The following is a 13,219-nucleotide window of genomic DNA, read 5'->3' as shown; positions in this document are numbered from 1 at the left end:
TCGAGACAGGAATCCGCACCGATGACGCAGCCAGAGACCTCCGTTCCGACGCCTGAGGCCGAGCCTCTTCCGATCGATGTGATGGAGGTGTTCGGCTACCGCGGCATCGGCGCGTTGGCGGAGCGGATGGGCATCCAGTTCCTCGAGCTGAGCGCCGAGCGCTCGGTGGCGCGGATGCCCGTGGAGGGCAACACACAGCCGCTCGGTCTCGTGCACGGCGGCGCCTACGTGGTGCTCGCCGAGAGCCTCGGATCGACGGCGGCCAACCTGCACGCCGGCCCCGGCAAGGTGGCCATGGGCATCGAGATCAACGCCAGTCACTCCGGTTCGGCGACCGCGGGCTGGGTGATCGGCACATGCACCGCCATCCACCTCGGCAAGAGCCTCGCCACCCACCAGATCGAGATCGACGACGAGAACGGCCGCCGGCTCTCAACGGTGCGCATCACGAACATCATCAAAGACCGACGGCCGGGCCAGGTCTTCGAGTCGAAGTAGCCGCTGCCGAGGGAACGGCTAGCTCTTCTTCGGGCTCAGCTGCTCGATGATGGCCTGCGCCACGTCGTGCATGGTGAGGCGGCGATCCATCGACGCCTTCTGGATCCAGCGGAAGGCCTCGGGCTCGGTGAGCCCCATCTTCTCGTTGAGCAGGCCCTTGGCCCGGTCGACGAGCTTGCGGGTCTCGAAGCGCTCGACGAGGTCGGCCACCTCGGACTCGAGGGTGATGATCTGGGCGTACCGCGAGAGGGCGATCTCGATCGCGGGCAGCAGGTCGTTCGGGGTGAACGGCTTCACCACGTAGGCGAGGGCACCGGCCTCGGTGGCGCGCTCGACCAGCTCTTTCTGGCTGAACGCGGTGAGCAGCACCACGGGGGCGATGTGGTCTTTCGAGAGGCGCTCCGCGGCGGAGATGCCATCGAGCTGGGGCATCTTGACGTCCATGATCACCAGGTCAGGCCGCAGCTCGGTGGCGAGGGCCACGGCCGTCTCACCGTCTCCGGCCTCACCCACGACATCGAACCCGTTGTCGCGCAGGATCTCGACGATGTCGAGGCGGATCAGGGATTCGTCTTCGGCCACCACTACACGGCGGGGCACTGCTGTCGTCGGTTCTTGGTCAGTCACATTTCAACCCTACGGTATTCTTGACCTCGCTCGTAGCAAGCCGGTGTGGCGGAATGGCAGACGCTGCGCACTCAAAATGCGCTGTCCGAAAGGGCGTGTGGGTTCGAGTCCCACCACCGGTACGGCCGAAGAACACCTGAAAAGACGAACGGATGCCCGGGTTCAGAACCCGGGCATCCGTCGTTCGGGGCGAACCCCGGTGCTGTGGTGCTAGCCCGCCGGAATGGGTGTGGGGGTGACGGTCGGCGTCGGTGTGGTCTTGGCGGCAGCCACGTCGGCCTCGGAGAAGATGGCCACCGGAACGTACTGGTGCACCACCTGGGTCATGTAGGTGTTGGCCAGCGGCGCCGTCTCGAACGACACCTGGAAGGCGAAGTCGAGCATCAGGCCCTGGGTGTCGTCGGCCACGACGCCGATCTGCTGCGACTCCAGCTGGAACCCTCCCTTGGGAGAGGTGATGAGCAGCCCAAGGCCCTGCTCCGAGCGGAGCGCCTCGGGGTCGAGGGTGATCTTCAGCGGGTCGGTGTTGAGGGCGTAGGGCGTCTCGACGGTGCCCGAGGCCGTGGTGGTCTTGGCGGTCACCGTGATGTTCGACATGTACACGCGGCGCTTCTGGTCGAACGGCGCCTCGGGGGCGACCTTGTTGTCGTAGACGCCGATCACGAACGAGAACCGCTTGTCGGCCATCGGCGTCCAGTCGTGCGTCTTCTGTTCCGTCCAGACGTCGAGCCGCAGCTGCAGCTTGTCGGCGATGTCGACGGTGGGGTGAACCGAACCCATGTCGGTGAACACCGAGGCGAACTGCAGCGCCTGATCGGTGGTGTTCGCGCTGAGGTCGGCGGCGGTGGAGTCGGCCGAGGTGGAACCGGCGGACGCGCCCGCTGCCCCCGGGGCCTGGGTCGGCTGCACTCCGAGGAGGGGCATGATCGTGGAACAGCCGGAGAGGGCGACAGCCGTCGCAATGGCCGCTCCCGCGCCGACGAGGCGCAGGATGAGTCGCTTTCTGGGCATGGCGTGTGTGTTCTTTCACTCGGATCGACAGCAGTCGCACCGGGGTACGGCGCGGCATCCGAAATCTATCGGTCGGTGACACGCCGCAACAGGAAACGGCCAGGAACCGATCAAAGCTTGATCGAATCCTGGCCGAATCCTGAGGTAGCCTCCGAGCCGAAAGCCGTGCCCTAGTTGTCGAAGGTCTCGGGCACCAACGGGTTGTGTGCCGAACCGATGATGTGCACCCGCATGTCGTTGGTGGTGCCGGCCACTCCGGGAGGGGAACCGGAGATCACGATCACCTTGTCGCCGATCTGGGCGCGGCCGAGGCCGAGCAGCACGTCGTCGACCTGGCCCATCAGCTCGTCGGTGTGCTTCACACGATCGACCAGGTACGACTGCACGCCCCAGCTCAGCGCCATGCGGTTGCGGATGCCGGGCTCGGGCGTGAAGCCCAGAATCGGGATGCTCGACCGCAGGCGCGTCATCCGTCGCACCGAGTCTCCCGACTCCGTGAACACGCAGAGGAACTTGGCGCCCACGAAGTCGCCCACCTCGGCGGCGGCGAGGGTGACCGCGCCGCCCTGGGTGCGGGGCTTGGTGCCGAGAGCGGGGATGCGCTCCAGGCCGTGCTCCTCGGTGGACTCGATGATGCGTGCCATGGTCTGCACGGTGATCACCGGGAACTCGCCCACGCTGGTCTCGCCCGAGAGCATGACCGCGTCGGTGCCGTCGAGCACCGCGTTGGCGCAGTCGGAGGCCTCGGCGCGGGTGGGGCGGGGCGACGAGATCATCGATTCGAGCACCTGGGTGGCCACGATCACGGGCTTCGCCATGCGGCGGGACAACTCGACCGCACGCTTCTGCACGATCGGCACGGCCTCCAGCGGCAGCTCGACGCCGAGGTCGCCACGGGCGACCATGATGCCGTCGAAGGCGTCGATGATCTCCTCGAGGTTTTCGACCGCCTGCGGCTTCTCGATCTTGGCGATGACGGGCACACGACGGCCCTCCTCGTCCATGATGCGGTGCACGTCGTCGACGTCGGCGGCGTTGCGCACGAACGAGAGCGCGATGTAGTCGGCGCCGAGGCGCAGGCCCCAGCGCAGGTCGGCGATGTCCTTCTCGCTCATGGCGGGCACGTTCACGGCCACACCGGGCAGGTTGATGCCCTTGTTGTTCGACACGGCGCCGGGCACCTCGACCACCGTGGTCACCACGGTGCCGTCGGTCTCGAGCACGCGGAGGGTGACCTTGCCGTCGTCGATCAGCAGCGGATCGCCGGGCGAGACGTCCTGCGGCAGACCCTTGTAGGTCGTAGAGGAGATCTCCTTGTTGCCGATGATGTCGTCGACGGTGATCTTGAAGATGTCACCCTCGGCCAGATCGTACGGACCGTTCTCGAACTTGCCGAGGCGGATCTTCGGGCCCTGGAGGTCGACCAGTACCGCGATCGCGCGGCCGGAGTCCTCCGCCGCCTGACGCACGTTGCGGTAGACCGACTCGTGCACGTCGTAGCTGCCGTGGCTCAGGTTCATGCGGGCCATGTCGACGCCCGCATCGATGATGGCCCTGATGGTTTCATAGGTCGACGTCGCCGGCCCGAGTGTTGCGACGATCTTCGCGCGTCTCATCTGTGTCAACTGCTCCATGTTCTGCGCCCTGGGGCGCATGTGGTGGTGGTGGAGGTGGAGGTCGGAAGTCCCGGGCGAGGCTATCAGACCGCGATGGCGCGATCGGTCGGCTTCACGGGGAAGGGCAGCTCGGTCTCGCCCTCGAGGTACCGGTCGACCGCCGAGGCCGCAGCACGGCCCTCGGCGATCGCCCACACGATGAGGGACTGCCCGCGGCCGGAGTCGCCGGCCACGAACACGCCGGGCACCGAGCTCATGTAGTCGCCCGCCCGCTCGACGTTGCCGCGCTGATCGAACTGGGCTCCGAGCTGGTCGGTCAGGCGGTCGTTCTCGGCTCCGGTGAAGCCGAGGGCGAGAAGCACGAGGTCGGCGGGGATCTCGTGCTCGCTGCCGGCCTTGGGAACGCGCCGTCCGTCGACGAACTCGGTCTCGGCGACGCGGATGGCGCGCACCTCGCCCGACTCGTTCGACAGGAACTCCACGGTCGAGGCCAGGAACTTGCGCTCCCCGCCCTCCTCGTGAGCGCTGGAGACCTCGAACAGCTGAGCGGCCATCGGCCAAGGCTGGTGCTCGGGCCGCTCCGACGGGGGCTGCTTGCCGATGGCGAGGTTGGTCACCGAGAGGGCACCCTGGCGATGTGCGGTGCCGATGCAGTCGGCACCGGTGTCGCCGCCGCCGAGCACCACCACGTGCTTGCCCTCGGCCGTGATCTGGCCGAGCACGTCGTCGCCGGCGCCCACCTTGTTCTGCTGAACCAGGTACTCCATGGCGAAGTGCACGCCGTCGAGGTCGCGCCCCGGAACCGACAGGTCGCGCGGCACGGTCGCGCCGGTGCAGACGATCACGGCGTCGTAGCGGGCCCGCAGGTCGTCCCAGGTGATGTCCTTGCCGATCTCGATGCCGGCGCGGAAACGGGTTCCCTCCGACATCATCTGGGTCAGTCGCGCCTCGAGGTGCTTCTTCTCCATCTTGAAGTCGGGGATGCCGTAGCGCAGCAGGCCGCCGATGCGGTCGTCGCGCTCGTACACGGCCACCGTGTGACCGGCGCGGGTGAGCTGCTGCGCGGCGGCGAGGCCGGCCGGGCCCGAACCGACGACCGCGATGGTCTTGCCGGTGAGGCGCTCCGGCGGGTGCGGCTGCACCCAGCCGTTCGCGAAGGCCTGGTCGATGATCGACACCTCGACCTGCTTGATGGTCACGGGCGGCTGGTTGATGCCGAGCACGCACGCCGACTCGCACGGCGCCGGGCAGAGCCGGCCCGTGAACTCCGGGAAGTTGTTCGTGGCGTGCAACCGCTCGATGGCCGCCCGGCCCTCGTCGCGCCAGGTGAGGTCGTTCCACTCCGGGATCAGGTTGCCCAGCGGACAGCCGTGGTGGCAGAACGGGATGCCGCAGTCCATGCAGCGCCCGGCCTGGCGCCGCGTGGTCGCCGCGTCGCCCTGCTCGTAGACCTCTTTCCAGTCCATCAGCCTGACCGACACCGGCCGGCGCTTGGGGAGCTCGCGCTCCGGCGTCTTCAGGAAGCCCTTGGGATCAGCCACCCGTCACCTCCAAAATACGTCCCCAGACGACGTCGCCGTCCGGGTCGAGTCCTTCTTCGACCGCCGTCTGCCGGGTGGCGAGAACGGCGGCGTAGTCACGTGGGAGCACCTTCACGAATTTCGCGACGGTGGTGTCGAAGTCGTCCAGCATCCGCCCGGCCAGCGGTGAGCCGGTCTCGGCCTGGTGCCGCTGCAGCAGGTCGCGCACGATCTCGATGTCGGCGCCGCCGAGCGGCAGCAGCTGCAGTTCGCCGGAGGCCAGCGAGTCGGCGTTCACGCGCTCGGGGTTCAGGTCGTGGATGTAGGCGGTGCCACCCGACATGCCCGCTCCGAGGTTGCGGCCGGTGGAGCCCAGGATGACGGCGAGACCGCCGGTCATGTACTCCAGCGCGTGGTCGCCCACGCCCTCCACCACCGCGGTGGCCCCGGAGTTGCGCACCAGGAAGCGCTCGCCCACGATGCCGCGCAGGAACATGCTGCCCTGGGTGGCGCCGTAGCCGATCACGTTGCCGGCGATCACGTTGCGCTCGGCCGGGAAGACCGAACGGCGGTCGGGGCGCAGGATGATCTGCCCGCCCGAGAGCCCCTTGCCCACGTAGTCGTTCGAGTCGCCCTCGAGCCGCAGCGTGATGCCCGAGGGCAGGAAGGCGCCGAGCGACTGCCCGGCCGAGCCCAGCAGCGTGATCTGGATCGTGCCGTCGGGCAGTCCCTGCTCGCCGTGCCGCTTCGTGACCTCGTGGCCGAGCATCGTGCCCACGGCCCGCTCGGTGTTGCGGATGGGCAGGGTGATCGCCACGGGCTCGCCGTGCTCCAGAGCCGCTCGCGCCTCGTGGATGAGCCGGTTGTCGAAGTGCTTCTCGAGCTCGTGCTCCTGCTTACGACGGTTGTTGCGCGGCTCGTCGTCGGAGAACGCCGGACCGACCAGCACGGGGCTGAGGTCGAGGCCGTCGGTCTTCCAGTGCTCGATCGCCGCGTCGGTGTCGAGCAGCTCGTGGTGGCCCACGGCCTCCTCGAGGGTGCGGAAGCCGAGCTCGGCGAGGTACTCCCGTACCTCCTGGGCGAGGAACTCGAAGAAGTTCACCACGAACTCGGGCTTGCCCGAGAACCGGGCCCGGAGCTCGGGGTTCTGCGTCGCCACACCCACCGGGCAGGTGTCGAGGTGGCACACCCGCATCAGGATGCAGCCCTCGACCACCAGAGGAGCGGTGGCGAAGCCGAATTCCTCGGCTCCGAGCAGGGCGCCCACGATCACGTCGCGGCCCGTCTTCATCTGGCCGTCGACCTGCACCACCACGCGGTCGCGCATCCCGTTCAGCATCAGGGTCTGCTGGGTCTCGGCGAGGCCGATCTCCCAGGGCGTGCCCGCGTGCTTGAGGGAGTTGAGAGGGCTCGCGCCGGTGCCGCCGTCGTGGCCGGAGACCAGCACCACGTCGGCCAGGGCCTTCGTGACGCCGGCTGCGACCGCGCCGATACCGTTCTGGCTCACCAGTTTCACGTGCACCCGGGCCTCGGGGTTCGCGCGCTTGACGTCGAAGATGAGCTGCTTGAGGTCTTCGATCGAGTAGATGTCGTGGTGCGGCGGCGGCGAGATGAGGCCGACGCCGGCCGTGGCGTGCCGGGTGCGCGCGATCCACGGGTAGACCTTCGTGGGCGGCAGCTGGCCGCCCTCGCCGGGCTTGGCGCCCTGCGCCATCTTGATCTGGATGTCGGTGGCGTGCGTGAGGTACATGCTCGTCACGCCGAACCGGCCCGAGGCCACCTGCTTGATGGCGCTACGGCGCTCGGGGTCCAGCAGACGGTCGACGTCCTCCCCGCCCTCACCGGTGTTCGACTTGCCGCCGAGGCGGTTCATCGCGATGGCGAGGGTCTCGTGCGCCTCCTTCGAGATGGAGCCGTAGCTCATCGCGCCGGTGGAGAAGCGCTTGACGATCGACGAGACGGGCTCGACCTCGTCGATCGGGATCGACGGCCGCGCATCCGTTCGCAGGCGGAACAGGCCGCGCAGGGTCATCAGGTTCTCGGCCTGGTCGTCGACGAGCTTGGTGTACTCGCGGAAGATGTCGTACCGGCGGGCGCGCGTGGCGTGCTGCAGCCGGAACACCGTGTCGGGGTTGAACAGGTGCGGCGGCCCCTCGCGGCGCCACTGGTACTCCCCGCCCACCGCGAGCGGCTCGTGGGCGACGATCGCCACGTCCTCCGGGTAGGCCTGGCGATGGCGCGCGGCGCTCTCGGCCGCGATGACGTCGATACCGACGCCACCGAGCTTGGACGACGTGCCCGTGAAGTACTCGGCCACGAACTCGGGGGCGAGTCCCACCGCCTCGAAGGTCTGCGCACCGGCGTACGACGACACGGTGGAGATGCCCATCTTCGACATGATCTTCAGCACGCCCTTGCCGAGCGCCTTGATCACGTTCTTCACGGCCTTCTCGGGCGTGATGCCGGTGATCGAGCCCGAGCGCACCAGGTTCTCGCACGTCTCCATGGCGAGGTACGGGTTCACCGCCGAGGCGCCGTAGCCGATCAGCAGGGCGACGTGGTGCACCTCGCGCACATCACCGGCCTCGACGATCAGACCCACCTTCATGCGGGTCTGGCGGCGGATGAGGTGGTGGTGCACGCCCGCGAGCATGAGCAGCGACGGCACCGGTGCGAAGTCCTTGTTGGAGTCGCGGTCGCTCAGCACGATGAACAGGGCGCCGTTCTCGATCGCCTCGTCGGCCTCGGCGCACATGGCCGCGATGCGGTTCTGCATGGCCTTCGGCCCCTCGTCGACCCGGAACAGGCCCTTGAGGGTGGTGGTGAGACGGCTGCCCGACGTCGGGTCGATGTGCTGGATCTTGGCCAGCTCGTCGTTGTCGATCACCGGGAAGTCGAGCACGACCTGACGGGTGTGCTCCGGCGTGGCGTCGAGCAGGTTGCGCTCGGGGCCGAGGCCCAGGCGCAGGCTCGTGACGACCTCTTCGCGGATGGAGTCCAGCGGCGGGTTGGTGACCTGGGCGAACTGCTGGGTGAAGTAGTCGAACAGCAGTCGCGGGCGGTCGCTGAGCACGGCGATGGGCGTGTCTGAGCCCATCGCGCCGAGGGGCTCGGCCGCGTTCTTCGCCATCGGCGACAGCAGGATGCGCACTTCCTCCTGCGTGTAGCCGAAGATGCGCTGACGCCGGGTGACGGACGCCGGCGTGTGCACGATGTGCTCACGCTCGGGCAGGTCGCGCAGGTTGATGCGACCCTCGTCGAGCCATTCGGAGTACGGCTCGGCCGAGGCGAGGGACGACTTGATCTCGTCGTCCTCGATCAAGCGACCGGCCGCCGTGTCGACGAGGAACATCTTGCCGGGGCGCAGGCGGCCCTTGCGCACGACGCGCGAAGGATCGACGTCGGGGAAGACACCGATCTCGCTCGCCAGCACGACGAGACCGTCGTCGGTGATGAGGTAGCGCCCGGGGCGCAAGCCGTTGCGGTCGAGCGTCGCGCCGGCGAGGGTTCCGTCGGTGAAGATCAGCGCGGCCGGCCCGTCCCACGGCTCCATCAGCATGGAGTGGTACTCGTAGAAGGCGCGGCGGGCGTCTTCGAAGTCGGCCTGGTTCTCCCACGCCTCGGGCACCATCATCATGATGGCGTGCGGAAGCGACCGGCCGGCGAGGGTGAGCAGCTCCACGACCTCGTCGAACGATCCGGAGTCGCTCAGACCCGGGGTGACGATGGGGTAGAGCGGGCGCAGGTCGCCGAGCAGCTCGGATTCCAGCTGCGACTGACGGGCGCGCATCCAGTTGCGGTTGCCCTGCACCGTGTTGATCTCGCCGTTGTGCGCCATCATCCGCAGCGGCTGCGCGAGCGGCCACGACGGGAAGGTGTTGGTGGAGTAACGCGAGTGCACCAGCGCCAGCTTCGACGCGAACCGCTCGTCGGAGAGGTCGGGGTAGAACGGCTCGAGCTGGAGGGTCGTCACCATGCCCTTGTAGGTGATGGTGCGGCTCGACAGCGACATGAAGTACACCTGGTGCTGCAGTTCGACCCGCTTGCGCAGCCGGAAGGTCTGGCGGTCGAGGTCGATGCCCGAGAGCGTCACGCCCGACTCGGTGGTGCGCATCGACTCCACGAACAGCTGCCAGATGGCGGGCATGGCGTCGCGCGCCAGCCGGCCGAGCTCGTCGGGCCGCACGGGCACTTCGCGCCAGCCCAGGATGCGCAGGTCTTCTTCGACCGCCACCTCGCGGATGCGGTCCATCACGCCCTGACGCTCGGCCTGGTCGAGGGGCAGGAAGGCGTTGCCCACCGCGTAGCGGCCCACCGGAGGCAGTTCCACCGGCGCGACCGCCCGCAGGAACTCGTCGGGGATCTGCGTGAGGATGCCCGCGCCGTCTCCCGTGCCCGCGTCGGACCCGACGGCCCCGCGGTGCTCGAGGTTGCGCAGGGCGTCGAGCGCGGTGTCGATGATGTCGTGCCCCGCGGTGCCGCGGAGCGTGGCGACCATGGCGAGGCCGCAGGCGTCTTTCTCGTCGGCCGGGTCGTACAGACCCTGGGCGGCGGGCAGCGCGCTGAAGGGAACCGCGCGTGAGCGGGACTGGTGTGCGGGCTGATCGGCCATAGAGAACCGTCCTCTACGTCATTCTTAGGGAACTGGGACGCCTGTGGCCCATGGATATCAGGGATGCCTCGGTGCGATCAAGCAACCGAGGTGTCAGCCGCCGCGCCTGGTGCTGTGGTGGTTGCGCGGGGGTGGCTTCGCTCCGATTTCACTTGTGGCGCTCGGGTCGACTGCCTCGTTCTCGGAAGCCCTCGGGGCAACGTCGCCCGTCGACTCGTCATCCGATCACGTGTCGACATGATTCTAGCCCAGCCAGGGCCACTGACCGCTCATCGGCTCAGCGTCGGGTGCCCTCGGACAGTTCGGCCGCCAGCCGCGCCACCGCCGGGACTCCCCCGTCGGCCAGCGCGCGCACCAGGGCGGAGCCCACGATGGCACCGTCGGCGTAGCCCAGGATCTCCGCGATCTGATCGGCCGTCGAGATGCCGATGCCCACCGCGAGGCTCTCGGCGCCCTGCGCGCGCAGCCGCGTCACCAGGGTGCGGGCAGCCGCATCCAGATCGGCCCGAGCACCGGTGATGCCCATGGTCGACACCGTGTACACGAAACCCCGGCTGCTGTCGACGGCGAGCTTCAGCCGCTCATCGGTGGAGGTAGGAGCGGCGAGGAACACGCGGTCGAGGCCGGTGCGATCGCTCGTGGCGAGCCAGTCGGCGCCCGAGTCGACCGTGAGGTCGGGCGTGATGAGGCCGGCGCCGCCCGCCGAGACGAGGTCGTCGGCGAAGCGGTCGACGCCGTACTGCAGCACGGGATTCCAGTAGGTCATCAGCAGCACCGGGGCATCGACCCGGGAACGGATGCGCTCCACCGCGGTGAAGGCGTCGCTGAGGCGCACTCCCGCTTCGAGCGCGGCGACGGTGGCGGCCTGGATGACCGGGCCGTCCATCACCGGGTCGGAGTACGGCAGGCCGAGTTCGAGCACGTCGACGCCGTTCTCCACCAGCGCCACGGCGGCGTCGATCGAGCCTTCCAGGCTCGGGAAGCCGACGGGCAGGTAGCCCACCAGAGCTCCGGCGCGCTCGGCGTTGGCCGCGGCGATCCTCGAGGCGACCGGGCTCACGATGGTGTCGCTCATACCCGGGCGTTCCCGTTCTCGTCGAGCACGTCGAAGTACCGGCCGGCGGTCTCGACGTCCTTGTCGCCGCGCCCGGAGAGCGAGACGAGGATGGTGGCGTCGGGGCCGAGTTCCCGGCCGAGTTCGATCGTGCCCGCCAGGGCGTGCGCCGACTCGATGGCCGGGATGATGCCCTCCGTGGTGCAGAGCAGCCGGAACGCCTTCATGGCCGCCTCGTCGGTGACGGGCAGATAGGTGGCGCGCCCGATCGACGACAGCCACGCGTGCTCGGGGCCCACGCCCGGGTAGTCGAGGCCGGCCGAGATGGAGTGCGAGTCGAGGGTCTGGCCGTCGGAGTCCTGCAGCATGAAGCTGCGCGACCCGTGCAGCACGCCGGGGCGGCCCTTGGTGATGGTGGCCGCGTGGCGCAGCGTGTCGACGCCGTCGCCTGCCGCCTCGTAGCCGTAGAGGCCCACCGAGGTGTCGTCGAGGAAGGCGTGGAAGATGCCGATGGCGTTCGAGCCGCCGCCCACGCACGCGGTGACCGCATCCGGGAGCGCGCCCGTCAGGTCGAGCACCTGCTGGCGGGCCTCCTCGCCGATGATCTTCACGAAGTCGCGCACCATGGCCGGGAACGGATGCGGCCCGGCCACCGTGCCGAGCAGGTAGTGCGTCGACTCGACGTTCGCCACCCAGTCGCGGAAGGCCTCGTTGAGGGCGTCTTTCAGGGTACGCGTGCCGCTGGAGACGGGGATGACCTCGGCGCCGAGCAGGCGCATCCGGGCCACGTTCAAGGCCTGGCGCTCGGTGTCGACCTCGCCCATGTAGACGACGCACTCCATGCCGAACAGCGCGGCGGCCGTCGCCGTGGCGACGCCGTGCTGGCCGGCACCGGTCTCGGCGATCAGGCGGTGCTTGCCGATGCGCTTGGCCAGCAGGGCCTGGCCCAGCACGTTGTTGATCTTGTGCGAACCGGTGTGGTTCAGGTCTTCGCGCTTCAGGATGATGCGGGCGCCACCGGCGTGCTTGGCGAACCGGGGCACCTCGGTGATGATCGAGGGCCGCCCCGTGTAGGTGCGGGCGAGCTCGGCCAGTTCGCGGTGGAACTCGGGGTCGATCTTCGCCAGCTGGTAGGCCTCGTCGAGCTCGTCGAGCGCTGCGATCAGCGACTCGGGCATGAACCGCCCGCCGAACTCCCCGAAGAAGGGCCCGGTCTCGGCGCGCAGGGAATGGGTGGTGTCGGTCATACGGAGAGGAACTCCTTCAGTGTCGCCACCGGGTCGTGCCCGGTGACGAGGGCTTCGCCGACCAGCACGACGTCGGCGCCGGCCTCGCGGTAGTGGGCCACGTCGGCGACGCCGAGCACGGCGGATTCGGCCACCTTGACGGTGCCGGCGGGGATGCGGTCGGCCAGCCGGCCGAAGAGATCGCGGTCGAGCTCGAACGTGCTGAGGTTGCGGGCGTTCACACCCACGAGCTTCGCCCCGAGATCGACGGCCCGCGACACCTCGACGGCGTCGTGGGTCTCGACGAGGGGCGTCATGCCGAGCTCGACGATCAGATCGTGCAGGTGCTGCAGGGCCGGCTGGTCGAGCGCAGCCACGATCAGCAGCACCAGGTCGGCGCCGGCTGCCCTGGCCTCGAGCACCTGGTAGTCGGTGGCGATGAAGTCCTTGCGGAGCACGGGAACGTCGACCTGGGCGCGCACGGCTTCGAGGTCGGCGAGCGACCCCTTGAACCGGCGGCTCTCGGTGAGCACGCTGATGGCGCTGGCTCCCCCCTCGGCGTACGAGGCGGCCAGCAGTGCGGGATCGGGGATCTCGGCGAGGGCACCGCGCGAGGGGCTCGCGCGCTTGACCTCGGCGATGATCTTCACGCGATCGGCGGGCGCGAGGAACGACAGGGCGTCCAGCGCGGGCTGCCGGGCGGCGGCGGCCGCTTCGATCTCGGCCAGGCTGCGCGTGGTCTGCCGGGCGGCTGCGTCCTCGAGCGCTCCGGCTACGAGTTCGGCGAGCACCGGGTCAGTGCTCCTTCTGCAGCGACTTCGCCCCGTGCACGCCGTAGCCGGCGCGGGACAGGATGAAGCCCGCGATGAAACCGATCAGGGTGAGCCCGGCGCCGGCCCAGACGAGCCACTCCAGCTCGAAGAAGAACGCGACGGTGCCGATGGCGATGCCGACCAGGGCGATGATCACGCCGGTCCATGCTGCGAGCGAGTGGCCTTCTCCGAGTTCATCTTCGTGGCTCATCGATACTCATCCTTTTCGTTCGGGCGTACGCG

At 68.9% G+C, this 13,219-nt stretch carries 10 protein-coding genes and 1 tRNA gene; 2 read left to right on the top strand and 9 right to left on the bottom strand.

Going from position 1 to position 13,219, the window contains the following annotated elements; genetic code table 11:
• Window positions 1–81: 81 nt before the first annotated feature.
• The gene (locus tag ACEXOR_RS10170) at window positions 82–498 is read left to right on the top strand and encodes a PaaI family thioesterase (RefSeq protein WP_374849616.1); all 417 of its coding nucleotides are present in this window, start codon (window positions 82–84) and stop codon (window positions 496–498) included.
• 18 nt (window positions 499–516) lie between these two features.
• Here the strand turns inward: ACEXOR_RS10170 and ACEXOR_RS10165 are convergent, their stop codons facing one another.
• The gene (locus tag ACEXOR_RS10165; RefSeq protein ID WP_374849512.1) at window positions 517–1,125 is read right to left on the bottom strand and encodes an ANTAR domain-containing response regulator; all 609 of its coding nucleotides are present in this window, start codon (window positions 1,123–1,125) and stop codon (window positions 517–519) included.
• A gap of 39 nt (window positions 1,126–1,164) precedes the next feature.
• Here ACEXOR_RS10165 and ACEXOR_RS10160 point away from each other — a divergent pair.
• Window positions 1,165–1,247, top strand: a tRNA-Leu gene (locus ACEXOR_RS10160).
• Window positions 1,248–1,335: 88 nt separating this feature from the next.
• Here the strand turns inward: ACEXOR_RS10160 and ACEXOR_RS10155 are convergent.
• The 8 genes from ACEXOR_RS10155 to ACEXOR_RS10120 form a co-directional block, all read right to left on the bottom strand.
• Complete coding sequence (locus ACEXOR_RS10155) at window positions 1,336–2,136, bottom strand: hypothetical protein (RefSeq protein ID WP_374849511.1); 801 nt, start codon at window positions 2,134–2,136, stop codon at window positions 1,336–1,338.
• Between the two features lie 170 nt (window positions 2,137–2,306).
• The gene (gene pyk / locus ACEXOR_RS10150) at window positions 2,307–3,770 is read right to left on the bottom strand and encodes a pyruvate kinase (protein ID WP_374849509.1); all 1,464 of its coding nucleotides are present in this window, start codon (window positions 3,768–3,770) and stop codon (window positions 2,307–2,309) included.
• A gap of 65 nt (window positions 3,771–3,835) precedes the next feature.
• A complete protein-coding gene (locus tag ACEXOR_RS10145) occupies window positions 3,836–5,293 on the bottom strand; it encodes a glutamate synthase subunit beta (RefSeq protein WP_374849508.1) in 1,458 nt (485 codons plus the stop codon).
• The gene (gene gltB / locus ACEXOR_RS10140) at window positions 5,286–9,884 is read right to left on the bottom strand and encodes a glutamate synthase large subunit (RefSeq protein ID WP_374849507.1); all 4,599 of its coding nucleotides are present in this window, start codon (window positions 9,882–9,884) and stop codon (window positions 5,286–5,288) included. The genes ACEXOR_RS10145 and gltB overlap by 8 nt, the downstream gene beginning before the upstream one ends.
• A 277-nt stretch (window positions 9,885–10,161) precedes the next feature.
• The gene (gene trpA, locus ACEXOR_RS10135; protein WP_374849505.1) at window positions 10,162–10,959 is read right to left on the bottom strand and encodes a tryptophan synthase subunit alpha; all 798 of its coding nucleotides are present in this window, start codon (window positions 10,957–10,959) and stop codon (window positions 10,162–10,164) included.
• Entirely contained in the window at window positions 10,956–12,185 is a 1,230-nt protein-coding gene (gene trpB / locus ACEXOR_RS10130) for a tryptophan synthase subunit beta (RefSeq protein ID WP_374849504.1), read from the bottom strand. The genes trpA and trpB overlap by 4 nt, the downstream gene beginning before the upstream one ends.
• Window positions 12,182–12,955, bottom strand: a complete 774-nt coding sequence (trpC, locus tag ACEXOR_RS10125) for an indole-3-glycerol phosphate synthase TrpC (protein WP_374849502.1) — start codon at window positions 12,953–12,955, stop codon at window positions 12,182–12,184. The genes trpB and trpC overlap by 4 nt, the downstream gene beginning before the upstream one ends.
• A gap of 4 nt (window positions 12,956–12,959) precedes the next feature.
• The gene (locus tag ACEXOR_RS10120) at window positions 12,960–13,187 is read right to left on the bottom strand and encodes a DUF6704 family protein (RefSeq protein ID WP_374849501.1); all 228 of its coding nucleotides are present in this window, start codon (window positions 13,185–13,187) and stop codon (window positions 12,960–12,962) included.
• Window positions 13,188–13,219: the final 32 nt, after the last annotated feature.

The sequence above is a fragment of the Herbiconiux liangxiaofengii genome (assembly GCF_041927335.1).
GTDB classification, from domain to species: Bacteria; Actinomycetota; Actinomycetes; order Actinomycetales; family Microbacteriaceae; genus Herbiconiux; species Herbiconiux liangxiaofengii.
Note: the sequence above shows the minus strand (reverse complement) of the source record. Positions and strands in the feature narration are given on the sequence as shown.